The 23,034-nt window shown below is 46.2% G+C and carries 22 protein-coding genes, 2 pseudogenes and 2 riboswitches; of the genes and pseudogenes, 17 read left to right on the top strand and 7 right to left on the bottom strand.

The window, feature by feature from the left end; all coding sequences use genetic code 11:
* Positions 1–95 precede the first annotated feature (95 nt).
* On the top strand, positions 96–3,290 hold the full coding sequence (locus AC3FZD_RS08725) for an efflux RND transporter permease subunit (RefSeq protein ID WP_488739757.1): 3,195 nt from the start codon (positions 96–98) through the stop codon (positions 3,288–3,290).
* Positions 3,291–3,405: 115 nt separating this feature from the next.
* On the opposite strand, the gene AC3FZD_RS08720 is transcribed toward AC3FZD_RS08725, so the two are convergent.
* A complete protein-coding gene (locus tag AC3FZD_RS08720; RefSeq protein WP_488739756.1) occupies positions 3,406–6,039 on the bottom strand; it encodes a PEP/pyruvate-binding domain-containing protein in 2,634 nt (877 codons plus the stop codon).
* Positions 6,040–6,097: 58 nt separating this feature from the next.
* Between AC3FZD_RS08720 and AC3FZD_RS08715 the strand changes: the two genes are divergently transcribed.
* A complete protein-coding gene (locus AC3FZD_RS08715) occupies positions 6,098–6,316 on the top strand; it encodes a hypothetical protein (protein ID WP_488739755.1) in 219 nt (72 codons plus the stop codon).
* A gap of 17 nt (positions 6,317–6,333) precedes the next feature.
* Here the strand turns inward: AC3FZD_RS08715 and AC3FZD_RS08710 are convergent, their stop codons facing one another.
* The 4 genes from AC3FZD_RS08710 to bchD all read right to left on the bottom strand — a co-directional run bounded on the left by AC3FZD_RS08710 (position 6,334) and on the right by bchD (position 10,341).
* On the bottom strand, positions 6,334–7,236 hold the full coding sequence (locus AC3FZD_RS08710) for a UbiA family prenyltransferase (protein WP_488739754.1): 903 nt from the start codon (positions 7,234–7,236) through the stop codon (positions 6,334–6,336).
* 251 nt (positions 7,237–7,487) lie between these two features.
* Positions 7,488–7,853, bottom strand: coding sequence for a clan AA aspartic protease (locus tag AC3FZD_RS08705; protein WP_488739753.1), 366 nt, complete (start codon positions 7,851–7,853; stop codon positions 7,488–7,490).
* Positions 7,850–8,122 (bottom strand): hypothetical protein, encoded by a 273-nt coding sequence (locus AC3FZD_RS08700; protein WP_488739752.1) that lies wholly within the window; start codon positions 8,120–8,122, stop codon positions 7,850–7,852. Before AC3FZD_RS08700 ends, AC3FZD_RS08705 begins: the two co-directional genes overlap by 4 nt.
* A 194-nt stretch (positions 8,123–8,316) precedes the next feature.
* Positions 8,317–10,341 carry a magnesium chelatase ATPase subunit D gene (gene bchD / locus AC3FZD_RS08695; protein ID WP_488740302.1) on the bottom strand — a complete coding sequence of 675 codons (2,025 nt, stop codon included), beginning with the start codon at positions 10,339–10,341 and terminating at the stop codon, positions 8,317–8,319.
* Positions 10,342–10,474: 133 nt separating this feature from the next.
* On the opposite strand from bchD, the gene AC3FZD_RS08690 reads away from it, so the two are divergent.
* From AC3FZD_RS08690 to AC3FZD_RS08660, 7 genes and pseudogenes are all read left to right on the top strand, one after another.
* Positions 10,475–10,849 carry a DUF6883 domain-containing protein gene (locus AC3FZD_RS08690; protein ID WP_488739751.1) on the top strand — a complete coding sequence of 125 codons (375 nt, stop codon included), beginning with the start codon at positions 10,475–10,477 and terminating at the stop codon, positions 10,847–10,849.
* A complete protein-coding gene (locus AC3FZD_RS08685; RefSeq protein ID WP_488739750.1) occupies positions 10,839–11,129 on the top strand; it encodes a hypothetical protein in 291 nt (96 codons plus the stop codon). Before AC3FZD_RS08690 ends, AC3FZD_RS08685 begins: the two co-directional genes overlap by 11 nt.
* Before the next feature lie 77 nt (positions 11,130–11,206).
* Positions 11,207–11,525: pseudogene (locus AC3FZD_RS08680) on the top strand (hypothetical protein); the annotation flags it as partial.
* A 335-nt stretch (positions 11,526–11,860) separates the two neighbouring features.
* Positions 11,861–12,015, top strand: a riboswitch (cobalamin riboswitch).
* Between the two features lie 164 nt (positions 12,016–12,179).
* On the top strand, positions 12,180–12,947 hold the full coding sequence (locus AC3FZD_RS08675; protein ID WP_488739749.1) for an energy-coupling factor ABC transporter permease: 768 nt from the start codon (positions 12,180–12,182) through the stop codon (positions 12,945–12,947).
* A complete protein-coding gene (locus tag AC3FZD_RS08670) occupies positions 12,944–13,261 on the top strand; it encodes an energy-coupling factor ABC transporter substrate-binding protein (protein ID WP_488739748.1) in 318 nt (105 codons plus the stop codon). The genes AC3FZD_RS08675 and AC3FZD_RS08670 overlap by 4 nt, the downstream gene beginning before the upstream one ends.
* Positions 13,245–14,045 (top strand): energy-coupling factor transporter transmembrane component T family protein, encoded by an 801-nt coding sequence (locus AC3FZD_RS08665; protein ID WP_488739747.1) that lies wholly within the window; start codon positions 13,245–13,247, stop codon positions 14,043–14,045. Before AC3FZD_RS08670 ends, AC3FZD_RS08665 begins: the two co-directional genes overlap by 17 nt.
* The gene (locus tag AC3FZD_RS08660; RefSeq protein ID WP_488739746.1) at positions 14,038–14,889 is read left to right on the top strand and encodes an energy-coupling factor ABC transporter ATP-binding protein; all 852 of its coding nucleotides are present in this window, start codon (positions 14,038–14,040) and stop codon (positions 14,887–14,889) included. The genes AC3FZD_RS08665 and AC3FZD_RS08660 overlap by 8 nt, the downstream gene beginning before the upstream one ends.
* Positions 14,890–15,017: 128 nt before the next feature.
* On the opposite strand, the pseudogene AC3FZD_RS08655 reads toward AC3FZD_RS08660, so the two are convergent.
* Positions 15,018–15,200 (bottom strand): annotated as a pseudogene (locus AC3FZD_RS08655) (transposase); the annotation flags it as partial.
* A gap of 178 nt (positions 15,201–15,378) precedes the next feature.
* On the opposite strand from AC3FZD_RS08655, the gene AC3FZD_RS08650 reads away from it, so the two are divergent.
* The 3 genes from AC3FZD_RS08650 to cobW all read left to right on the top strand — a co-directional run bounded on the left by AC3FZD_RS08650 (position 15,379) and on the right by cobW (position 17,388).
* Positions 15,379–15,525 carry a hypothetical protein gene (locus tag AC3FZD_RS08650; protein ID WP_488739745.1) on the top strand — a complete coding sequence of 49 codons (147 nt, stop codon included), beginning with the start codon at positions 15,379–15,381 and terminating at the stop codon, positions 15,523–15,525.
* 10 nt (positions 15,526–15,535) lie between these two features.
* A complete protein-coding gene (locus AC3FZD_RS08645) occupies positions 15,536–16,087 on the top strand; it encodes a Uma2 family endonuclease (protein ID WP_488739744.1) in 552 nt (183 codons plus the stop codon).
* A gap of 80 nt (positions 16,088–16,167) precedes the next feature.
* A riboswitch (cobalamin riboswitch) is annotated at positions 16,168–16,322 on the top strand.
* A gap of 25 nt (positions 16,323–16,347) precedes the next feature.
* Entirely contained in the window at positions 16,348–17,388 is a 1,041-nt protein-coding gene (gene cobW / locus AC3FZD_RS08640; protein WP_488739743.1) for a cobalamin biosynthesis protein CobW, read from the top strand.
* A gap of 53 nt (positions 17,389–17,441) precedes the next feature.
* Here the strand turns inward: cobW and AC3FZD_RS08635 are convergent, their stop codons facing one another.
* Positions 17,442–18,116, bottom strand: coding sequence for a hypothetical protein (locus tag AC3FZD_RS08635; RefSeq protein WP_488739742.1), 675 nt, complete (start codon positions 18,114–18,116; stop codon positions 17,442–17,444).
* Between the two features lie 295 nt (positions 18,117–18,411).
* Between AC3FZD_RS08635 and AC3FZD_RS08630 the strand changes: the two genes are divergently transcribed.
* From AC3FZD_RS08630 to AC3FZD_RS08610, 5 genes are all read left to right on the top strand, one after another.
* Positions 18,412–18,795: a response regulator gene (locus AC3FZD_RS08630; protein ID WP_488739741.1), complete on the top strand. Its 384-nt coding sequence runs from the start codon at positions 18,412–18,414 to the stop codon at positions 18,793–18,795.
* A gap of 272 nt (positions 18,796–19,067) precedes the next feature.
* Positions 19,068–20,123 carry a putative bifunctional diguanylate cyclase/phosphodiesterase gene (locus tag AC3FZD_RS08625; RefSeq protein WP_488739740.1) on the top strand — a complete coding sequence of 352 codons (1,056 nt, stop codon included), beginning with the start codon at positions 19,068–19,070 and terminating at the stop codon, positions 20,121–20,123.
* A 127-nt stretch (positions 20,124–20,250) separates the two neighbouring features.
* Positions 20,251–20,991, top strand: coding sequence for a TVP38/TMEM64 family protein (locus tag AC3FZD_RS08620; RefSeq protein ID WP_488739739.1), 741 nt, complete (start codon positions 20,251–20,253; stop codon positions 20,989–20,991).
* Positions 20,992–21,099: 108 nt separating this feature from the next.
* The gene (locus tag AC3FZD_RS08615) at positions 21,100–22,635 is read left to right on the top strand and encodes a mercuric reductase (RefSeq protein WP_488739738.1); all 1,536 of its coding nucleotides are present in this window, start codon (positions 21,100–21,102) and stop codon (positions 22,633–22,635) included.
* 49 nt (positions 22,636–22,684) lie between these two features.
* Entirely contained in the window at positions 22,685–22,969 is a 285-nt protein-coding gene (locus AC3FZD_RS08610; protein WP_488739737.1) for a hypothetical protein, read from the top strand.
* The last annotated feature ends 65 nt before the right edge of the window (positions 22,970–23,034 follow it).

Genomic DNA, 23,034 nt, shown 5'->3' with positions numbered 1-23,034 from the left:
ACGGGGATATTCTTTCCCCATTCCCCCACTCCCCCATTCCCCCACTCCCCCATTCCCCCACTCCCCCATTCCCCCATTCCCCCACTCCTCCAGCAATGTCTTTCAAAATCTCCTCCTGGTCAATTCACAAACCCGTTCCCACCCTCGTCCTATTCCTAATTTTAGGAATAGTCGGGATATTTTCCTTTACCCAATTGGGAATCGATGAAAGTCCTAATATCGATGTTCCCATTGTTTCCGTAACCATTGTCCAACCGGGAGCGGGGCCGACGGAACTAGAGACCGAAGTGACCAAAAAAGTTGAAGATGCTGTCGCCTCCCTAGAGGGAGTGGATGATATTAGTTCCACGGTTATTGATGGTCAATCCACGACCACCATCGCCTTTGAGCTGGAAGTCAATAGCGATACAGCCACCAACGACGTTCGCAATGCGATCGCCCAAATTCGGCAAACCCTGCCCCAAGATATCGAAGACCCGATTATTCAAAAACTTGACTTTATCGGTCAAGCGGTGATCAGCTATGCGGTCAGTTCTCCCAACCGTTCGGTAGAAGAACTGAGCGACCTGGTAAACCGGGACATTACCCGCGCCCTGCTCTCCATTCAGGGTGTGGCTAGAGTAGACCGTATTGGTGGCGTTGATGAAGAAATCCGCATCGACCTTAACCCTACTCGGCTGCAAGCTTTGGGCATTACGGCTAGTGAAGTTAACCAACAAATTCGCGCCTTTAACATTAACCTCCCTGGAGGGCGATCGCAAACCAACGGTACAGAAAAAAGCATCCGTACCCTGGGAAGTGCTGCCACCCTAGACACCCTGAAAACCTACCGTATTGTTCTCCCCAGTGGTGAAGCGGTTCCCCTCACCAGCTTAGGAGAGGTTCATAATGGATTTGCTGAACCCCGTCAACTCTCCCGGTTAACCATCAAAGGGAATCCAGAGGTACAACAAACTCCCGTTGTGGGCTTCTCCGTCTGGCGCAGTAGCGGGTCTACTCTCGTCAGTGTAGAAGAAGGAGTACAAAAAAAAGTCGCCCAACTGCGGGAAACCCTACCCGAAGACATCCAACTCGAACTCATCTTCACCAACGCTGACTATACTCGCCTCTCCTATCAAGCTTCGATTGATGCCCTGATTTTGGGATCGTTGCTCACTGTAGTTACTGTAGGCCTCTTCTTAAAAGATTGGCGGGCGACTGTGATTACCGCCTTGGCCTTACCCCTATCGGTTGTACCTACGTTCATGGTGATGAGAGCCTTGGATTATACCCTCAATGATATGACCCTTCTGGGTCTTGCTCTCTCCATGGGGAACCTGGTGGATGATGCTATTTGTATGATTGAGAATATTACCCAGCACATTCAGATGGGTAAGCGTCCCTTCCAAGCCGCCTTAGATGCGGCCAATGAAATTGGTTTGGCTGTCTTAGCGACTACGGCTACCATTGTGGCTGTATTTCTCCCCGTTGCCTTTATGGGGGGAATTCCGGGTAAATTTTTCCAACCCTTTGCTGTGACGGTTGCTGTCTCCACCATGTTTTCTACCTTAGTAGCCACAACCATAACCCCAATGTTGGCAGCGTATTTACTCAAAGGAAAGAAAGTAAAAGGGACTTCATTAGGGACAGAATATAACCTAGATTCCCCGTCCGATCGCCTCGATTCAGATTTAGCTGATCGTGGTTTTCGCCTTGGTCAACAAACCTTTCATCCCTATCGCCGACTTCTCGGTTGGGCCTTATCCCATCGCATCGTTACCCTGATAATAGCAGTGGCTTTCTTTGTCGGATCGTTGCAATTGGTTCCCCTGATTCCCACCGGATTATTTGCGGGGTATGACCGGGGGTTAAGTCGGGTAACGATTCAGTTGCCTCCTGGATCGCCTTTGGCCTTAACCGATCAGGTGATGCAGAAAACTACCGCAATTCTCCAAGAACACCCAGCTTTTAGAAGTGCCCTAGCCAGTGCGGGAGAAGGAGGAACGGGAATTAATCAAGCCTTAATTACGGTTAATCTGTTGCCCCAAGAAGAGCGGGAAGTTTCCCAGAAAGAGTTTGAGCAGGAAATGCGCCAGAAGTTTGTGGAAATTCCCGGAGCTAGGGTGAGCTTCCAATCCCAGGGCGCGGCTGGAAATTCCTCTGATGTGTTGGTGGTTCTTAATAGTGAAAATCCAGAATCCCTTGAGAGTACGGCCGATCGATTAGAGAGTTTTATGCGGGGAGTCCCCGGTTTAGTAGAGGTTTATTCAAGTGCTAGTTTGGTGAAACCGGAGTTATTAATTACCCCAGACCCGAAACGGGCGGCAGATTTGGGGGTGTCGGTGGAGGCGATCGCCCGCACGGCCTCTTTAGCTACCATTGGCGATAATGATGCTAACCTGGCTAAGTTTAATCTCCCCGATCGCCAAATTCCTATTCGCGTGCAAATTGCCACGGAATCTCGCAATGATATGGAAACCCTGCGGAATTTGCGCGTTCCCAGCCAAAATGGGGGCGTAGTTCCCCTAATGGCAGTAGCGGATATCCATATCGGTAGCGGCCCCTCCCAAATTGACCGATTCGATCGCCTGCGTCAAGTGTCCCTAGCCGCTAATTTACAAGGGCTGTCCCTGGGGCAAGCGATGGAGCCGATTAATGAGTGGTTAGAGACCCATCTCCCCCCAGATGTACAACAGCAACCCTCTGGAGATGCGGAGATTATGCGGGATATTTTCGCCCGGTTTGCGAGTTCCCTGGGTCTGGCGGTTCTAGGAATCTACGCGATTTTGGTTCTGTTGTATAACAGTTTTGTCTATCCGATCACGATTATGGCGGCTCTGCCCCTATCTGTGGGTGGCGCTTTGCTGGCGCTGATGATTACCCAAAAGGAGCTGGGATTGTTTGCCCTGATTGGCATTGTGCTGCTGATGGGATTGGTGACTAAAAATGCGATTCTGCTGGTGGATTGTTCCTTAGCGAACATGCGCGACCAAGGAATGAGCCTGAAACCGGCGGTTATTTCTGCTGGAATCTCTCGTTTGCGACCGATTTTTATGACCACGTTCTCGACGATTGCGGGGATGATCCCTATTGCTTTAGAGTTAGGGGCAGGCTCTCAGGTGCGATCGCCTCTAGCTATCTCTGTAATTGGCGGCATGACTACAGCGACCTTATTAACGCTGGTTGTTGTCCCTACCTTGTTTACCTATATCCATGGTTTCGGTCGTTTCCTGTTGCGTTTAATTCAAGGCAAACCCTCTCGCCGTCCTTCCTTGGCCCTCTCTGCTCAAGGAAAAAAAGAGCCAGTTTAGTTGAGGGGTTGGACTAGCGGGCAAGATGCCCGCACTCCCTCAATCTGAGTGATATTACTGGAGTGGGAGCATCTTGCTCCCTACATTTTTATAGATCGCTAGAATACCTCACTCGCTAGATTGAGTCTCCCCACTCCCCCATTCCCCCATTCCCCCATTCCCCCACTACAGTGCTTTGCCCTGTAATTCGCTCTACCCTTCCCGTGCTGCCATCCATTTTTACCCAATCTCCATCCTTCAACCAATGGGTAACTCCGGGAAGGGAAACAATGGCGGGAATGCCCATTTCTCTGGCAACAATGGCAGAATGGGAGAGCAGACTCCCTCGTTCGACTAATACGCCAGATGCAGCCGGAAAGAGCATAATCCAACCGGGATCGGTGCGTTCGGCAACGAGAATGCTACCGGGTTCTAGGATGGCGTTTTCTGGATTGGTAATGACTCTGACTTGGGCTTCGACGATGCCGGGGCAACAGCCTAACCCTTGTAAGGTGTCCGAGTTATCGGAGTTGACCATCGAAGGGCGGTTTTCCTGGAAACGGTTGCCTTGGTAAACGATGCCACGGGTTTCAAAGCGATCGCCGATTTCCTCATTTTGCACATATGCGGCAAACTCTGCCTTTCTCAATTGTACCAAACCTTGCAAATTAGTACAAGTATTGGTTCCTTCTACAAAGCCTAAAATCTCGACGACTTCGAGATAAAAGATATCGCGATCATTCTCTAGTAGATCGAGCGCAGCGAAGCGCTTACCGAGTTCTACGAAAATGCGGCGCACATGGCCAAATAACCGGGTTCGTTCAAAGCGGAGATTTTCGCGATCGCGCACTCGCTCTCTGGCATTATACAGCACCCAATCAAACAGCGATCGCTTTAAACTAAAGTTGCCCAATTTTTCCCCAATTTTGGCCTCTGCTGCTTGGCGTAATTCCCCGGAAACCGAGACGGAATCAAGGTTTTGCCCAGATTTTGCCAGTTGACCGACTGATCGCAAAAGGGGTAGAGGATGATCGAATAGGGTGGGACTTTCCAGTTTCAGCTCTCCCAAACAGCGATCGCCAAATTTTTCTAAATACGCTTCATATTTTCGCCGCACCTCTGGGCATTTTTCCAGATGGGACAAAATCACCCCTAATTCCCCCTCACAGAAAACTTGAGTCAGTGCCTCATTTTGCGCTACCAACCGAGCTAATTCTTTCACTCGCATCGCCGGTTCTGCGCTAATCATTCCTCCTTCACCACTAATTAGATCATTTTGCAATGTGCCCATGCTATCGTTGCACCAAGATTGGCATAACTTTTGCAAAATGCCATAGAAAATCATGGCAAAGAAGTCATTAATTAAGGGCGCATCCCAACTGCGTAATAACTGCCGCTCCAAATCTCGGTAATGCTCTACCAATTCATCGGCGCGTAACTCCTGTAACTCTAATTCTTTAAATTTCTGACCTAAGACTTGCGCCAATCGCCCATAAAATCGCTTAATCTTAGCGGGTAAGATGATAAAGTTTAGTCCTAAACCGACAACTGTTTTCAACAAGCGCAAGCTATCTAGAACTTTCACCGAGAGGGTTGGTTTTTGACTGGGCTGAATGCCAATAGACTCTAAAATTTCATCAGAAATCGGTTCTTTGACTCCCATCATCTGTTCCATAAATCGGCGATTGACTTGAAAGCCAGGCAGGAGAGATAAAACTTTGTACCAACTGAGCAGATTATAGTAAACGCGCCCTTTAACTAAGCCAATCATGCGATTAAAGGTTGAGTGGTTATTTTCCACTACTGTTTTATCTACCGCCATTAACAGGCAAAATTGCCGGTAAACTTCCTCATAAGCTCGACGAGCAAAGGAAAAGGTTAAGGGGGTAGTGACTCCGCTATAGCTTTCGGCGATATTGCTATTATCCCAAAGATTGAGTTGACCATCGGGATCGGGGAGTTTTGCTAATCCGGTAATGGGTCTTGCTTGCAGTAAATAAATCTGGTCGTTTTCTACTGCCCATTCTATATCTTGGGGGCGAGCAAAATGCGCTCCAACTTGACGCATGAGATCGGTTATTTTCTGGAGTGTTTTTGGGTTTAATAAAGGGTTGGCTTCTGGTGCTGAAAGTACCTTTCCTTGGCGATCAATGCGGTAGGTTTGTCCATCGACTTCTCCGGAAACTAAAGCATCCCCAACTCCTGATACGGCGCTAATGACTGTAACTCCCCGTTGACCGGTGACGGGATCGGCTGCAAAGGCGACTCCGGCAACTTCGGCATTGACCATGCGCTGGATGAGGACGGCTGGGGGTTTGGGGTTGCCGAGATGATGCTGCTGACGGTAGGCTAGGAGGCGATCGCCGAATCCAGAGCGCCAAACCTCGACTATGCGATCGCCTACTTCTTCCACAGGCACAAATAGGAAGCTCTCCAATTGTCCCGCAAAGGAATAGTCGGCTCCATCTTCATCTACCGCAGAAGAGCGCACGGCTACCGGTTCCCCATGGGGAGATAGGATTTTTAGGGCTTGTGCTAATTCTGCTTTTGCCTTATCATTTAGGTGCAAGGCTGCAATAACCTCGGAAATAGTGCCTGTTGCTAAAATCTCCTGTTGTTCCTCGGTTAAGCTATCGTAAAATGCGCTAGGTGACACGACAAACCAGTCAGGAATCGGTAAGTTGAGAGTCTGGAGTTGGGCGAGGGCAGCACCTTTACCCCCTAGTTGTTGAGGATGGCTGGTGTTTTGGGCCGTGAGAATGTAAGTCATCGGATTTGAGAAAATAGGGATTAATGATAGATAGAGAGTTTATAAGGAGAAAACAATAATGGACGATCGCCAACTTAAACTCGTCGAAAAAACAGTCACTTATGTACTAGAGATTGAGGGTAAATTGATCTTAGTGGAAAATGTGCCTGCTCGTGTGGATGAAGAAACTAGAGAAAATTTTTTTTCTCCATCCACGGTGGAACGCTTACAGAAAATTATCCGAGAACAGCAGCAATCCAATCGCATGATTCAAACTCCTGTATATAGCTGGAAATAAATTGCACTGGTGATGCGTTAAGGGGAAATCAACAAGGGAATAATGCCTAAACCGAGATAAACGAACAGTGTCCAAATGGCGGAGAGAAGTTCAAAGCGTTTACCGGAACTGGGGACTGGAGAGCGTAAAAATTGAGCGGAGAGTGTTCCGGAAATGCCCAGCATTGCCCAAGTTGCCAGAGCTAGGGGTAAGCCAAATCCAATTAAGTTGGCGGCGATCGCACTCAAAACGGCCATAATGGTACAAAGGGCTAACCAGACGAACACAGCTCGTTTACGTCCCCATAAGTAACTGTAGGTTTCTACACCGACTTCCTCATCTTGGGGCGATCGGATTTTGCGCCCAATTTCAATGATTATACCGTTGAAAAAACTGACGGCTAAAAACCAGCCTAAACCGCTTGGCATCACCCCGGTGGTTACTTGCCAATCACAAGCGGTTGCCAAGCCATAAATGAGGGGCATAATTATCATATGGCTGATGAGATAAATTACGGGATGAGCTTTGAGCCAATGGCGGATAAAAAATTCTTGACTCATTAAGCCTAAATAGAGCCAAACTGCCATCAGGGATAATCCCAGGGTGAACCCCCCCAAATAGAGTGCCAAAAGCCCTTGAATAATCGCCGCGAACGCGCCCAAAATGCCCAATTCGTGCAAACTGACCAAACCCCTGGGAACGGGGCGATAGGGGCGAAATTGGCAATCTTCCTCATAGTCCTTGAATTCATCGGCAATTCGCAATTGCAAGAAGAACAAAAAGGCGATCGCAAATGCAATACTACTAGAACTCCAATGGGGAACCCCTCCCCGCAGCAGTGCTGAATAACTGACTGCGGAAAAACTGAACACCCCAATCAGTAGCCCGTTGGCTAAAATGGGAAACCGTTCTTTCTGATACGTCCACCATCGATTAAGCATATGGCTATTTGAGTCCCATTAGTCGCCTAGTTGTTCGTTCTTGGCATCCCAATAGAACAGAAATAAAACAATAGTGAGTAATGACAGCAAAATACTGCTGATACATTGATAGATTACCGCTACTACAAAGTTTTCCTCTTGTCCAACAAACCCTAGTAGGAAATATAAGACAAAATACACCAGTGACAAGATCTCTCAATCGTCCGCTTCATCGATTTGTTAGCCTGCGTTATTACATGCCGAGAAGACAACTACAACTCATCAATCGTTACTATCCCGCCCTCGGTGAACTGGATGACAAGCTCATGCTCCTCCAGCAAAGCCGTTCCAAGTAGTGGTCTTCGTCCTGTAGCTAGAACACTCACCTCTCGCTCCTCTCCGTTCCACAGAATAACTGCGTCGTGGACTGGCAATCTGACTCGACTATTATCAGCCAAATACACGGGCATTGTATATTTGAGACGCAATCTGAGTAGGGCTATTGCTTCCGGCGGTAAACAGAGTTGATCGGTAAAGCCTGTATCTACAACAAACTCAATCGGTATATCTGCTCGATCCGGAATGCGAAACATCACGGTGACGATCGCATGTCCTTCGATGACAAGTCCGGAGATCACTGGCTAATGCGCTCCATCACGCCACCAAACGAAGCTGCTACGTTATAACCGATGCGAATCCCATAGAGTCGAGCATCCGGATGTCTCTCGCTCAAGCGATTGGCTGCGTGCAAGCCATTTTTATCAATTTCGTAATCACCCGTTTCAATATCGATGATTACCATCTTGCCAATATTCTCCTCTGATTCCACCTTCTGTCGAATGCCACTTTCATATAGCTGTTCTGCAAGTTGTCCAACTTCTTCATGACTTAAAAGAATTGTCTGCATATACTGCCTCCTGATAGCTGCTTTGCAATTTGAGGATGACACCATTTTATCTCAGTCGTAGAGGAAATGGGCATTCTCCACATTGTAAGCTTCTACCATTGGGTTGATTCAAACCAAATGGTAGCGCTTACACAAGCAGATAGAGCCTATTCTTAATGTAGATGCGTCTAAGCTTAGGCAATGACCAATCATTTTTAATTTTTAATTGATTTGATGTCGGCGATCGCACTTTTGGCAACCCCGGCGATCGCCTGATCGGTCGCTTTCGGTAAGTGATAATAACTACCCCCAGCCGTTTTCGCCAACTCTTTGCCAAATCCCGTAGAAATAAATTTGCGCTCGGTGTCAATCACCAACAGCTTAATCCCCAAGGCGCGAATGCGGGCAGCAATTTCTAATAGCTCCTTCTTAATATCCGGTTTTTCCTCCCCTTCTAAGGATTCACCCAAGGAACGAGCCAGGGGAATATTACCGCGACCATCCGTAATCGCTACTAGGACGACCTGACCAATATCCCCCGATTGTTGGGCATTCATCCCCACGCGCACCGCCGTGGTTAAGCCATGGGCGAGGGGAGAACCGCCCCCACAGGGCATCACTTCCAGTCTACGGCGGGCTGAGGCGATGGAACGGGTGGGGGGTAACAAGACCTCCGCTTGCTCCCCTCGGAAGGGAATTAGGGCTACCTGGTCGCGATTTTGATAGGCTTCCGTGAGCAGTTGCATCACCGCACCTTTGGCCGACTGCATCCGGTTGAGCGCCATGGAACCCGACGCATCCACCACAAAAATTACCAATGCCCCTGACTTGCGGGCTAACCGTTTCGAGCGCACATCCCCCGATTCTACAATCACGCGGCGGTCAGGATTGCGGGCGCGTCGAGCTTGCTGATAGGGGGCGGCTGCGCGGAGGGTAGCATCGACGGCAATGCGGCGCACTTTACCTTTGGGTAACATGGGTTTAACATAGCGGCCGCGATCGTCCGTAAATATCAGGGTACGACTGCCCGATTTTCCTTGCCGTTTGGACATTTGGGCAAAATAAAGCACGCTGGGATCGAGAACTACCCCTTCTGGATCGAAGATAAACTCTTCTGGAACACTGGGTTCATCCGGTTCATTTTCTTCTGGGGGATCGTCTTCCTGATCTTCCTCTTTATCCTCATCATCATCGTTCTGGTCTTGGTCTTGATCTTGGGGAGGTTCTGGGGGAGGGGGAGGCGGTGGTGCTTCGTCCGGTGGGGGGGCTTGAATCACTGTCGCTCTGGGCACAATCACCAATTGGACGGCGGTGCGTAAATCTTCTGCACTGACTTCCGTGCGTCCTTCTAAGGCGGCGGCCGCTTTGGCTACTTTGACGGCGAAGAGTTCGGCGCGATGGCCTTGCACTGCTCCCCGGATGGCTTCTTCAACCAGGTACGAGACTTGCTCTGGACTGATGGTGACCTCTTTGAGCCATTCCCGCGCTAGTAAAATTTGGGTTTTTATGTTGTCGGTTTCTTCGTTGTAGCTTTCTAGGAAGGCTTGGGGGGATTGGGTATAGGACAGGGCTTGATTCACTGCGTCTACTCGTTGATCGAGACCGAGAACCCCATCGGCCGAGAGACTAATGGCAATTCGGTCTAGGAGATGTTCCCGAAGTGACCCTTCTTCGGGGTTGTAGGTGGCGATGAGGATGGCTTGACAGGGATGTTCAATGCTAATTCCTTCCCGTTCGATGCGGTTGCGTCCTTCACTGAGAACGGTGAGGAGTTGGTTGCTGATTTGGTCATCGAGGAGGTTAATTTCATCGACGTAGAGAACGCCGCGATTGGCTTTGGCTAGGAGTCCGGGTTGGAAGATGGTGGCTCCTTGTTTGACGGATTCTTCTACATCCACCGATCCTAAGAGTCGGTCTTCGGTGATACCGAGGGGAATTTGCACAAAGGGGGCGGGGATGATTGCGCTCTCTAGGGTGGCGGCTTCTGGATGTTCGCGATCCTGGGGGGGTTGGTTCCAGAAGGAGTCTTTGATGATTTCGATGGGGGGAAGTAGGTCATGGATGGCTCTAGCCATGACGGATTTGGCTGTACCGCGACGGCCGGCGATCGCCACTCCTCCTAAAGCTGGATCGACGCAAGCCAGCAGGAGCGCTAGTTTGATGGCTTCTTGGCCGATGACGGCAGTGAGGGGGAAGTTTCGGGAGGAGGCGATCGCAGAGGGAGACTCGGTAACAGGCATGGTATATCGATAAAAGGTAACCATCTTCTAGGATACCGAAAAAGGGGATGGGGAAGATAGGGGAATTTTTGCTGTTGTTCTGGTGCGATCGCTCCCCGATAATACTCTTGGAAACCAGAGACTGCACTTGTCCATGTCACCAGAACCTGAAATAGACCCACGTAAATTTGTAGAATATTCTATGAATCCCAATCATTCACAGAACCAAGGTAAGTGGATAGCATTTGCAGCATTAGGTTATGATGTACAAAGTATTGAAGGTCGTAGCGCTGCTGCACAAGATGTCATTGCCCAGTTGCGTCAGCGTTTTGCTACCGCACCCTCAATCCCTGGACAAAACACTCCCTGGGGGTCTAGGTTCCAAAGAAGAATTAGGATTCAGGGGCCAAATGGCAAGGAAGGGGATTTGGTTACTAGCTGGCAACTCGATCTCGAAGAATCCAATCCTCGGTTAATTACAAATTGGCTAGAAGTCTATCCAGAAGAAATGATCAATAATGAAAGCTAAACTCTACGATAAAATCACAACGCTAACCCCTATTCACTCTGATTTTAATAGTGCAGTTGTTCCCGAAAATACTGAAGGTGTTGTTGTTGAATGCTACGAAAACCCTGAAGGTTATGCTGTAGACATTGCCCTACCCAATGTAGATTTAGTTGGAGGGTTGGAATATACCAACATAATTTTGATGCCTGAACAATTTCAGGTCGTTTCTGAGGACGGAAGTCGAGAATGGCGCTCTATCCTATCTCAGACAGCAGGAGTAGGGTGCGTTAGCGAAGCGTAACGCACCAATCCGCTATATCTGCATTCGTTGTGTAAGTCCTATACCCATTACCGCGCAAAGCGCTCTCTTGAATTCAAATGACTGATTACGACTCCCCCTGGAAAAAAGCCATCTCCTTATACTTTCGCGACTTCCTAGAATTCTTCTTCCCCAACATCGCTGCTGATATCAACTGGCAACGGGGTTTTGAATTTCTCGATACCGAACTGCAACAAATCAAACGGGAAACTGAAACCGGGCGACAAGAGTAGTAGGGGCGGGTTTAACCCAAATTTAGGACACCCACAAATAACTTTCCTAAACCCGCCCAAACTCGTCAAAGTTTGGCGCACTGACGGTACGGAAACCTGGGTTTTGGTTCACATTGAAATTCAATCCCAGCGTCAAAGTAAATTTAACGCAAATTACAATTGGTGAAAAGCCTCTATCAACGGGGACTGAGCAGAAATGATATAATATATCCTGTTAGCTGATTCATTGTATACACTCAGGGTCTATGACTCGTATAACTGGTTTTGAGTCTTTAATAAGCTATTGTAGAGAAAATTTGCTAGATTGCCCACTTCTGTCCAAGATCCACATGAGGGTAAAACCAGTTTACCCTAGTAAATCATCGTAGGGTGGGCAGGAGAATAAGTGATAGGATTTTACCATCACTAATCATACCCTGCCCACCCTACCCATTAGATTAGATCGGTAGGAATGAAAAATTTTTCGCCCCTATATTATGGTATGATCATCCCTGCTTCGGTTCTGATGGGGAGCAGCCATCAGAGGTAACGGGGAAAGTTTGGTGCAAATCCAACACTGTCCCGCAACTGTAAGGAGATTGAAGATATCTAAATCATCTCTAAGTCAGGATGCCCGCCAAAGTAAATCCCTCTAATCACAATTCTGCGAGGTACAGAATCATGTCACAAGTTTATTCGTTTCCGTTTCTTCTCTCTTCTATCCCTTTTCTCTCCAGGTATTAATCCCCCCAATCCCCCTTAAAAAGGGAGGTAGTAGGGAAACTTTCCCTTCAAAAATCATTGTTGTTTGTCTAAATCTATGAACCACCCCAAGCTTTTCTTTCGGCTGATGGCCAGTTTTCTCGCCTTCAGTTTTACCCTAGTTTTAGCACTCCTTCCTGCACCAGCCCAAGCGATGCATATTATGGAAGGATTTCTGCCCTTACCTTGGGTCATTTTTTGGTGGGTTGTGTTTCTACCCTTCTTTGGTTTGGGACTCTATCGCATTAACCAAACCGTGAAAAACTATCCCGAACTTAAACTCTTACTTGCCTTATCCGGAGCCTTTGTCTTTGTGCTTTCGGCGCTCAAAATTCCCTCGGTTACGGGTAGTTCTTCCCATCCCACCGGAACCGGTTTAGGATCGGTATTATTTGGCCCCTCAACGATGACCGTTTTGGGGTCTCTGGTTCTCTTATTTCAAGCGGTACTTTTAGCCCATGGTGGCATCACTACATTAGGGGCAAATGCGGTTTCTATGGCTGTGGTTGGGCCGTTTGTCGCTTTTGGTATTTATCGCTTGGTGATGTCAATTAGTCAACGGCAAACACTAGCTGTGTTTCTGGCGGCGGCTTTAGGAGACTTAACAACTTATGGGGTCACTTCTTTACAATTAGCCTTAGCATTTCCTGTGGAAAATGGAGGTATTTGGGTCGCTTTTCTCAAGTTTGCCGGTATTTTTGCCGTGACTCAAATTCCCCTGGCCATCATTGAGGGACTGCTCACGGTGATGGTGTGGAATGGTTTAATGTCCTACTCTCAACCGGAATTAAAACTCTTGAAGTTAATGGAATCAAAAACGGTATGAAAAGACAACAGCATCAATGGCCCAATGGTCTCTTATTGTTAGCCGTTATTGGGTTAACGGTCTTTCCTTTAATGACAGTTAAAGACAGTGAATTTGGTGGAGCCGATGGCCAAGCAGAGGAAGTAATTACAGAAGTTAATCCCCAATATGAACCCTGGTTTGAACCAATTTTAGAACCGCCAGGGGGCGAAACTGAGGGCTTATTATTTGCCCTGCAAGCAGCTTTCGGCGCTGGAATTATCGGATATGGCATCGGATGGTATCGAGGACGTTCTCAGGCGAATCCTTCTGGTAAAAATGACGCTACCGAATGATACTTGGGCTTATCATAATGGTTTAAATAAACTGCCTCCGAGTCAAAAATTGGGATTTTCTGTGCTGATGTTGGGGTTGGCTCTAGTGAGTCAACCGATTACGCAAATTGCCCTCGGTTTATGGATGGCGGTTTGGACAATTGGGTATGCTAAAATCCCAATGAAGTTCTATCTGAAGTTGCTTTTGGGGAGCTATACGTTTGTGTTGATGAGTTCCTTGGCATTTCTGATTGATGTTAGGGCAATAGATAGCGGAGATTTGAGCCTACCTGGAACTCTGATTAGTTGGTCAACGGGGCCGCTCTATTGGTCGATTTCCTACAGTGTTTTGGATGTATTTCTCCGGCTGATTGTACGGGCAGTTGCTTGTTTGTCTTGCTTCTTTTTTTTGATGTTGACGGTTCCGATAGTAGAGATGGTTCAAGTGTTGCGTCAGTGGCGTTTTCCGGAACTGTTGTTGGAGTTAATTCTGTTAATGTATCGGCTCATTTGGGTGCTGCAAAAAACGGTTACTGATTTGCATTTGGGGCAAATGGCGCGGGGAGGATATGGTGATTTTTCCCAAAGTTTGCGGAGTGTAAGTTTATTAATTCGCCAATTGTTGCATCGTAGTTTAACGGATTATCATCACTTTTCTTTGGGGGCGACTGCAAGGGGGTTTGATCATAAATTTGTGGTTTTGTCAATGAAAACTTATGAGCGATCGCCTCGTTATGAATGGGAAGCCTTCCTCGGATTTGTCCTGTTGCTGTCTCTAGAACTGTCAGGAATCGCACATGGATAATCCGAGTCTACTCGAACTTAGGGATGTGAGGTATCACTACTCAGGACAGTCCCATGCAGTTTTTGAGCAGCTCAATCTCAAGATTTTACCCCATCAAAAAACGGTGATTTTAGGACACAATGGCTCTGGAAAATCCACCTTGTTTTTATTGATGACGGGATTATATAAAGTAGATCAAGGAACCCTTTTGTGGCAGGGAAACCCCCTAAATTACGAGCGCCAAACTTTGAAACAGTGGCGACAGAATGTAGGTTTAGCGTTCCAAAATCCAGAACATCAGCTCGTTGCAGGAACGGTAGCAGAAGACATTTCTTATGGACTGTGTAACTTAAAGCTCTCGAAACCAGAAATTCGCTACCGAGTGGAACAGGCGATCGCCGATTTCCAACTCACCGAAATCGCCCACACTCCCCTCCACCACCTGAGTTTAGGGCAAAAGCGCCGGGTTGCTCTCGCTGGCGTGATGGTGTTAAATCCGCAACTGCTGTTACTCGACGAACCCACCGCCTACTTAGACCCGCAACAAGGGCAAACCCTACTGCAAGAATTGCACAAAATCGAACAAAAGGGAACGACGATTGCGATCGCCACCCATAACCTCGATTTTGCCTATCAATGGGCAGATTGGTTTATCATTCTCAACCAAGGAAAACTGATCCTAGAAGGAGATGCCGAAACTGTTTTTTCTGAACAAAACTTACTAACAGAAATCGGTTTAGGTGTCCCCACTCTCTGGGGAGTCTGGCACAGTTTACCCCCCTCTTTCCGTCCTGAAGTTCGGCAAATTCCGCGCACGTTGGAGGATTGGAAAAGCATTTTTAGTTCTGATATCAAATCCGAATAATCAGTTACAGTATGTCATTGCGAATGGAGCGCGAGCGCAATGAAGCAATCTCGATCATCTCCGAATCCTGGCGATTGCTTCCCTCCGGTTACAATGACAAATCTTTAAAAGGATTTTTCTCCAAATTATTTTGGTATTTTTATCAATTTCAATATCAAGTATGCGATTAAAAATACAGTAATTTTAATCTCTATTTCATTGATATTTTTTGTAATTAATTGGTCTAACTTTAAATGCATTTTCAAGAATTTACAAAGCAGTTCTATTTGCCAACGATGACGATATATTTCACCGATTTCTCCATCGTCTACTCCTAACGGGATAATCATCTCTGGGCAGAGCCGCTAAATTTTTTTTGACAGACGGGGGAACTTTCACTAACATAGTTATTAGTTATTATTTTTTTCTGCTCTCTATCTTACCAGATTTGAGAGCTTTTTTCTCCATCTATTCTTAACATTCAACACTTCTGCTGCTCATGACTATATTTTGAACTTAATTAGCGAAGCACAACAGAAAGTTGAACAACAGCGTTTGGAACAACTCTTACTCGAAGGCTTAAATAGTGGCACACCTATTGAAGTTACTGATAAATTGTGGGACAATAAAAAACAGCAGTTAGTAGCAGAAGAGTAAAAAGATCGCCATGCCTAAACTAACCATAAAAGACCTAGAATATATCCAAACCCAGCATCCCAACTATCGGATGGAATTAGTTCAAGGAGAAATTATCTTTATGAGTCCTTCCGGATTAGAATCAGATGAAGTTGCTGCTGCAATTGTGGCTGAATTATCCCATTGGGTGAGACCGAGAAAATTAGGGCGAGTTATTGCTTCTAGTGGTGGATTTCGTTTACCGAATGCTGACGGAGATGTTCGCGCACCGGATGCTTCTTTTATCCTCGCTCAACGTTTACCTCGCACCACTGAAGGTTATGCCGAATTAGTGCCGGATGTAATGTTTGAAGTGAAGTCAAGAACCGATAATATCGACAAATTGCGCGAGAAAATCCAAGAATTTATCGCATTAGGAACTCAGGTGGGAGTATTAGTCGATCCGAGAACTCGGACAATGGAGGTTTATCGACTCAATCAAGACCCCGTAACGTTACATGATGGAGATATTTTCACCGCTCCTGAATTGCTCCCTGGATGGGAATTACCCGTGGTGGAAATCTGGGCCCCGGAATTTGATTAAATGGAACAGTTATCTTGTTTGGATTAGAATCAGATGAAAAATAGGGATATGAACTGAGTATGGGTTGCCCTACATTCTGCTATAATCAAAGATACTTCGGTTCTGGTGGGGTGCAGCCATCAGAGGTAACGGGGAAAGTTTGGTGCAAATCCAACGCTGTCCCGCAACTGTAAGGAGATGCAGAAAACATAAATCATCTCCAAGTCAGGATGCCCGCCAAAGTGAGTCTGTTTAATCACCATTCTGCGAGGTACAGAATCATGCATAAAATTCCCGTAACCATTATCACCGGATTCCTGGGCGCAGGCAAAACGACCCTAATTCGTAACTTACTCCAAAATAATGAAGGGCGCAAAATCGCGGTTTTAGTCAATGAATTTGGCGAAGTTGGCATTGATGGGGACTTGTTACGCTCCTGTCAAGTTTGCGATGAAGAAGAAGACCCCAATGATAACATTGTGGAACTGACGAATGGCTGTTTATGTTGCACGGTGCAAGAAGAATTTTATCCCACCATGCAAAAGCTATTAGAGCGCAGAGATCGACTCGATGCTATTGTGATTGAAACCTCTGGACTGGCACTACCCAAACCTCTAATTCAGGCGTTTCGCTGGCCAGAAATTCGCAATGGGGCAACGGTGGATGGGGTAGTGACAGTAGTGGATACTCACGCTTTAGCTACAGGCACTTTAGTGGGAGATTTAGAGGCACTGGAGGAGCAGAGAAAAGCCGATCCGAATCTAGATCATGAAACTCCAATTGAAGAATTATTTGAGGATCAATTGGCTTGTGCCGATTTAATTTTGTTGACGAAAACAGACTTAGTAGATGATGCCGGTTTGCAGCAAGTGCGAAACTGGTTAAAACAGGAAATTTCGCCTGCTGTAAAACAAATTTATTGTCATCAAGGGCAAATTGATAGTTCAATTTTATTAGGCTTTAATGCCGCAGTTGAAGATAATTTAGAGGCTCGTCCGAGTCACCATGATCATGAAGAAGAGCATGACCATGACGATCATATTAATTCAGTGCAGATTGTGTGCGATCGCCCCTTCGACCCCCAACAACTCACCCAAACCCTACAAGAATGGGTTCAAAACCATGAAGTTTACCGCATTAAAGGCTTTGTCCAAGTCCCCAACAAACCCATGCGCTTAGTTCTCCAAGGAGTCGGCAACCGCTTTGACACCTTCTACGATCGCCCTTGGAAACTCAACGAACCGCGTCAAACCCGGCTCGTCTTCATCGGTCGAGATCTAGAGCATCAAGCGATCGAAAACCTACTTCATAGCTTAAATTAAGCTGAAATTAACAGAATTTGGGGGTATCCTCACCCGATCGATAACCCCCTAAATTAGGACTCTGAGGATTCTTGTTCAGTAGCCTCTGGAGCATCACCCTTATACTTAAGTGCATTAAACTTACCACCCGGTTTACCCTTGCCTTTCGGTTTCCTCTCCTTTAGTCGATCCTTAATCTTTCTCGCTTCGAGTAAGACTAACATCTTACCATCACGACCCAAAATAAAATCCCAAAACTCCCCTAAAGTTGTTTTTGGCTCACCTGGTAATATCCCCTGAAAGGTTAACTTAAATGGCTTCTCTAACTTAGAGCTAGGATCTTTACGATTGGGGTTAATACGGACAGCAATTCTACCACTGTAATTAAAAATAATTTGTCCCCGTACCGAAAAAACATCACCACTAAGATTATCTGGAATGGGATTCAGGGCATTACGAAGAATAAAATGATATCCCGCTTCACGATCCGGTTTAGTCCAGCACCGAAACCAATGGAACTGTTCCAAGTTATCATCTTTTTCCAGCCACTTAAAAAAATAGCCCCAACGAACCGAAGCGGGGAAGAACTGATTATCCTCAGTAACAATTAATCCTCTGAGCTGGAATCCATTTTCATCGGGTTGAGGGATATAGCGTCCCCAAATTAAACCAGTACTCCGATATTGGATATCGGATTCAGGAGGGCAAATTAGGTGACTAATATTACTCTTATCTTGACTATTGGACAAGGTTCTTTTCAGGAAGTAAGGTGGACGATTCCCCCCATCTTCAAGGAGGGAGATAGGGATAGAGAATTCAAGGGCCCACGGGAAAGCTGAGGACAGGCTTTCCAAAACGCGAACTTGTTCCATTGTACCCTGTGAAGGCAATCACAAGGGCCATGCTTTGACCCCTTTTAAGATCGAATAAGCTGAGAGGGGTTGGCTATTGCCTTAATTCTCACTTACATTGTAGGGTGAGAATTAGTGATTACATTTAATTAAACTTATATATTTTAGCTCCAATCGGGGAACTCTTTATCACATGGCAAGCAAACATATATTGATCATCGATGATGAAATGGATATCCGAGAAATTGCTCGGATTAGCCTAGAGAAGTTGAGAGGGTGGCAGGTTACGGGTACAGCATCTGGATATGAAGGAGTAGAGCTGGCAGAGAAATACCAACCCGATGCTATTCTCTTGGATGTAATGATGCCTGATATTGATGGTAAAGAGACCCTAAAGCTCTTAAAAGCTAATCCCAAAACTCGGCATATTCCCGTAATTTGGTTAACGGCTCAGGTTCAAACCACCCATCGTCAATCTGCTGCACTAGGAGTGACAGCAGTATTAATAAAGCCCTTTGATCCCTTGGAATTACCAAGTCAAATTGAGGAGACTCTAGAATGCAACAGGAATTCATAAAATCCTCTGATAGACAAGAGGATCGTTATCAGTCCTCGACTTCAGAACCGATCGCCACTCCATCTTACTTGATGAGTATCGGATAATCAGTTTTCACAGAGAAAAGTGATATACAGCAATTTACTCCAGTCCGGATATAGTAATATTAACTACAAATTAAATCCCCCTAAAAATTGAAGCTCTCACGGAGCATTCACAAGAATTTCACATTCCCTATTTAAAGTAAAGGCAATCGATGACTAAACAACTCATTCCTTGGGGCGATCGCGATCATGGATAAGGAAAACTTCAAATCCGATCCCCTGGATTTTAACCCCGAACTCTCCCTGGACGAAGCAATTATGCTATTAAGCCATGAACTGCGTACCCCCCTAACCTCGATTCGAGGCGTGGTTCGGTTGATGCAAAGCGGCCATGTAAACTCCGAATCAGCAGAAGGTAAGTATATGTTGGCTATGGCGATTAAAAATATTGGTCGCTTAGAACGCTTGGCCCAAACTATTGAACATCAACCCACCCTCCCTCTAACTTTATTTAAGAAAGAAGACCTAGAAAAAATACAATTGGAACTCGATCTTAAGCAAGCGATTGACAAACAGCAGTTACATTTAGTTTATCAGCCCATTGTTTCTTTATCTCCGAGAAAAATCATGGCCTTTGAAGCCCTGATTCGTTGGCATCATGGGAGTAAAGGATTAATTTCACCGACCGTATTTATTCCCGTGGCCGAAGAAAGTGGCTTGATTCACGATATTGGCCAGTGGGTAATTCGTCAATCCTGTTACCAGCTTAAGAAGTGGAAGAATAATCTACCCTCAGATTATTCATTACTGATGAATCTCAATTTATCCCCTCTCCAGTTGCTCCATCCGCAATTTGTAGATCAATTAAAATCCTTGATCGAAGAGTTACAGATTAACCCCCATGAAATTCGTTTAGAAATTACGGAAACGATGTTAATGGAAAACCTGGAAGTAGCCACCCAAACAATTCAAGAATTGAGAAAGTTGGGCTTCCAGTTTGATATTGACGATTTTGGTACGGGCTATTCCTCTCTAAGTCGTCTCAAGAATTTAGCCGTAAATGGGTTAAAAATAGACCGCTTTTTCCTCAAGGAGCAACAGTGGAATTTAATTAAAGCGATCTTGCTCATTGCTTCAGATGTAGGCTTAGATGTGATTGCTGAAGGGGTGGAAACGGCTGAAGATTTTGAAAAGCTTAAAGAGTTAGGCTGTCAGTATTTTCAAGGCTATTTCTTTTCTAAACCGATTGATGAAAATTTGGCGATCGCCTGGATGGAAAATCAGCTCTCTTGCCCGATTCGCTAGTCTAGAGAGGGTGGGGTGATGCCCTTCAAGCTTGAAAAACCGTCATAACTGGGTTTGATGGCATTCTCAGGAGTTCCTCAGAGTTATATGAGAAGATAAGAATAAGTGCTACTCAACTTCTGAATTGATGCTCGATCGCCATTCTCACCTTCATAAACTCTTATCGCTTTTAGGAATAGGGGCGATCGCCTTCTGGCTGACAACTACCCCCGTCTTTGCCCAAGATCTCAACAACAGCACCGGATTCAACCCTCAAGAACTCCTCCGCGCTGCCCTAGAGAACATTGATAATCTCGGCTCCATAGGGGCGATTGCCTTCATCCTCCTCTACATCATCGCCACCATCGCCTTCCTCCCTGGCTCCATCATCACCCTCGGCGCAGGAGTCGTCTTTGGAGTCGTTTTCGGTTCCCTCTATGTCTTCATCGGCGCAACCCTAGGCGCAACCGCAGCCTTTCTGATCGGACGCTACTTAGCACGGGATTGGATCGCCCAAAAAATCGCCGGGAACACTAAATTTAGTGCGATTGATCGAGCCGTTGGTGAAGAAGGCTTAAAAATTGTCCTCCTCACTCGACTCTCTCCCGTTTTCCCCTTTAACCTCCTCAACTACGCCTACGGATTAACCCAAGTCACCCTCAAAGATTACTTTATCGGTTCCGTTGGCATGATTCCCGGCACAATCATGTATGTTTATATTGGTTCCCTCGCGGGCAATCTCGCCACTATTGGCACAGGGGATCAACCCTCTAACCCAACTATTACTTGGACATTGCGAATTATGGGATTGATTGCCACCATCGCCGTTACCCTTTATGTCACCAAAATTGCCCGTAAAGCCCTAGATGGAGCAATTGAAAACAATTAAAAATTAAAAATTAAAAATTAAAAATTAAAAATTATGTCTGATATCAATTAAACTCTATTCTCTCCCCATTCCCCATCCCCCCATTCCCCCATTCCCCCACTCAAAACCATGTCATCCCTAAACTTATATCCAATCGATGAATATAACCAACAGTTAATCGATCGTGTTCATCCCCAAAATTGGGTCAATCCTACCCCGGCTGACTGCTATGATTTAGTCGTCATTGGTGCAGGAACTGCCGGGTTAGTCGTTGCTGCGGGGGCAGCAGGATTAGATATCGGCTTAAAAGTAGCTTTAGTCGAAAAGAATTTAATGGGGGGAGATTGTTTAAATGTCGGCTGTGTGCCCTCCAAATGTCTGATTCGCTCCTCTCGCGTCGTGCAAGATATCCGCAATGCGTCCAATTTTGGCATTCATCCTTCCGAAGAAATTAACATTAACTTCGCCGAAGTCATGGAACGAATGCGGAAAATTCGCGCCGGAATAAGTTACGATGATTCAGTGCAAAGATTCCAGAGTTTAGGGGTAGATGTATTTTTAGGATCGGGACGATTTACCAGTGATTCAACTCTGGAAGTAGAGGGTAAAACCCTACCCTTTAAAAAAGCAGTGATTGCCACCGGTGCAAGGGCAGTCCGTCCCCAAATTCAAGGATTAGAAGAAGTCGGTTTCTTGACCAATGAAACCGTGTTTAACCTTACCGAATGCCCCAAACGATTAGCCGTGATTGGGGGTGGCCCCATTGGCTGTGAATTGGCCCAATCCTTCCATCGTTTGGGCGCTCAAGTGGTTTTATTTCACAATAAAGCACATTTGTTAGACCGGGAAGATCCAGACGCGGCGGAAATTATTCAAGAGCAGTTTAAACAAGAAGGAATTCAACTGGTTTTAGAGAGTGATATTCAACGGGTAGAAGGGACTCCAGAGGGTAAAGTTATTCATTTTTGTAGCCAGGGAAACCGTGAATCCCATCGTTTAGTGGTGGATGAAATTTTAGCCGGTGCAGGTCGTGCCCCCAATGTGGAAGGGTTGAATTTAGAAGGAGTTGGGGTGGAATATGACCGCAAAGGTGTTAAAGTAAATGACTATTTACAAACGACAAACTCAAAAATTTATGCAGCTGGGGATATTTGCATGAATTGGAAATTTACCCATGCAGCAGATGCGGCAGCGCGGATCGTCATTAAGAATACGCTGTTTTCTCCTTTTGGCTTAGGGAAATCGAAATTAAGCGATTTAATTATGCCTTGGGCAACCTATACCGATCCAGAAATTGCCCATGTGGGACTCTATGAAATCGAAGCGCAACAGAGGGGAATTGAGATTGAGACGATTAAGGTATTAATGAGTAGTGCCCATCGGGCGATCGCCGATGGGGAGACGGAAGGCTTTGTGAAAATCCACTATCGCAAAGGTTCAGATAAGATTCTCGGTGCAACCATTGTCGCTCGTCATGCGGGGGATATGATTAGTGAAGTGACGACGGCGATCGCGGCTAAAATTGGTTTAAATCAACTCTCTAGCACCATTCATCCCTATCCCACCCAAGCAGAAGCCATCAAAAAAGCCGCCGATGCTTACAAACGAACCCTCCTCACGCCTAAAACCAAAAAACTCCTCAGTTTCCTCACCAAACTCTCGTAGAGGAAATACTGTATAATCACATAATCAGCTTTAATCAACAATAACTAAGATGGCGATCGATTCTCAAATTCTAGCAGCAATTCAACAGATGGGGAATACAGAGCGCTTGCAGATCGTTGAATTTACTCTAAGTTTGGTGCGCGAAGATATGGTTAATCGGGAAAAAATCAGCTTAGAGGAAGCCGCTAAAATCATGCGTCCTTACTACGCTGAGGGCAGTCAGCTATGCGAGTTCACCGATCTTGACCCTAGCGATTTTTACGAATATCAAGATTACAGCGTTTTGCGGGGTAATGAGGTACAGCAAAAAAAGATCCCCCCTTGCCCCCCTTAAAAAGGGGGGAATAGGAAAGTCCCCCTTTTTAAGGGGGATTCAGGGGGATCTAGATGTACCGCATA

This window comes from Roseofilum sp. KMC-1 (assembly GCF_057802075.1).
Note: the sequence above shows the minus strand (reverse complement) of the source record. Positions and strands in the feature narration are given on the sequence as shown.

What these genes read in the sequence shown, in the direction of transcription:
- AC3FZD_RS08725 (WP_488739757.1), top strand. Translation starts at nt 96, where the DNA reads ATGTCTTTCAAAATCTCCTCCTGGTCAATTCACAAACCCGTTCCCACC.
- AC3FZD_RS08720 (WP_488739756.1), bottom strand. Translation starts at nt 6,039, where the DNA reads ATGACTTACATTCTCACGGCCCAAAACACCAGCCATCCTCAACAACTA.
- AC3FZD_RS08715 (WP_488739755.1), top strand. Translation starts at nt 6,098, where the DNA reads ATGGACGATCGCCAACTTAAACTCGTCGAAAAAACAGTCACTTATGTA.
- AC3FZD_RS08710 (WP_488739754.1), bottom strand. Translation starts at nt 7,236, where the DNA reads ATGCTTAATCGATGGTGGACGTATCAGAAAGAACGGTTTCCCATTTTA.
- AC3FZD_RS08700 (WP_488739752.1), bottom strand. Translation starts at nt 8,122, where the DNA reads ATGCAGACAATTCTTTTAAGTCATGAAGAAGTTGGACAACTTGCAGAA.
- bchD (WP_488740302.1), bottom strand. Translation starts at nt 10,341, where the DNA reads ATGCCTGTTACCGAGTCTCCCTCTGCGATCGCCTCCTCCCGAAACTTC.
- AC3FZD_RS08690 (WP_488739751.1), top strand. Translation starts at nt 10,475, where the DNA reads ATGTCACCAGAACCTGAAATAGACCCACGTAAATTTGTAGAATATTCT.
- AC3FZD_RS08685 (WP_488739750.1), top strand. Translation starts at nt 10,839, where the DNA reads ATGAAAGCTAAACTCTACGATAAAATCACAACGCTAACCCCTATTCAC.
- AC3FZD_RS08675 (WP_488739749.1), top strand. Translation starts at nt 12,180, where the DNA reads ATGAACCACCCCAAGCTTTTCTTTCGGCTGATGGCCAGTTTTCTCGCC.
- AC3FZD_RS08670 (WP_488739748.1), top strand. Translation starts at nt 12,944, where the DNA reads ATGAAAAGACAACAGCATCAATGGCCCAATGGTCTCTTATTGTTAGCC.
- AC3FZD_RS08665 (WP_488739747.1), top strand. Translation starts at nt 13,245, where the DNA reads ATGACGCTACCGAATGATACTTGGGCTTATCATAATGGTTTAAATAAA.
- AC3FZD_RS08660 (WP_488739746.1), top strand. Translation starts at nt 14,038, where the DNA reads ATGGATAATCCGAGTCTACTCGAACTTAGGGATGTGAGGTATCACTAC.
- AC3FZD_RS08645 (WP_488739744.1), top strand. Translation starts at nt 15,536, where the DNA reads ATGCCTAAACTAACCATAAAAGACCTAGAATATATCCAAACCCAGCAT.
- cobW (WP_488739743.1), top strand. Translation starts at nt 16,348, where the DNA reads ATGCATAAAATTCCCGTAACCATTATCACCGGATTCCTGGGCGCAGGC.
- AC3FZD_RS08630 (WP_488739741.1), top strand. Translation starts at nt 18,412, where the DNA reads ATGGCAAGCAAACATATATTGATCATCGATGATGAAATGGATATCCGA.
- AC3FZD_RS08625 (WP_488739740.1), top strand. Translation starts at nt 19,068, where the DNA reads ATGGATAAGGAAAACTTCAAATCCGATCCCCTGGATTTTAACCCCGAA.
- AC3FZD_RS08620 (WP_488739739.1), top strand. Translation starts at nt 20,251, where the DNA reads ATGCTCGATCGCCATTCTCACCTTCATAAACTCTTATCGCTTTTAGGA.
- AC3FZD_RS08615 (WP_488739738.1), top strand. Translation starts at nt 21,100, where the DNA reads ATGTCATCCCTAAACTTATATCCAATCGATGAATATAACCAACAGTTA.
- AC3FZD_RS08610 (WP_488739737.1), top strand. Translation starts at nt 22,685, where the DNA reads ATGGCGATCGATTCTCAAATTCTAGCAGCAATTCAACAGATGGGGAAT.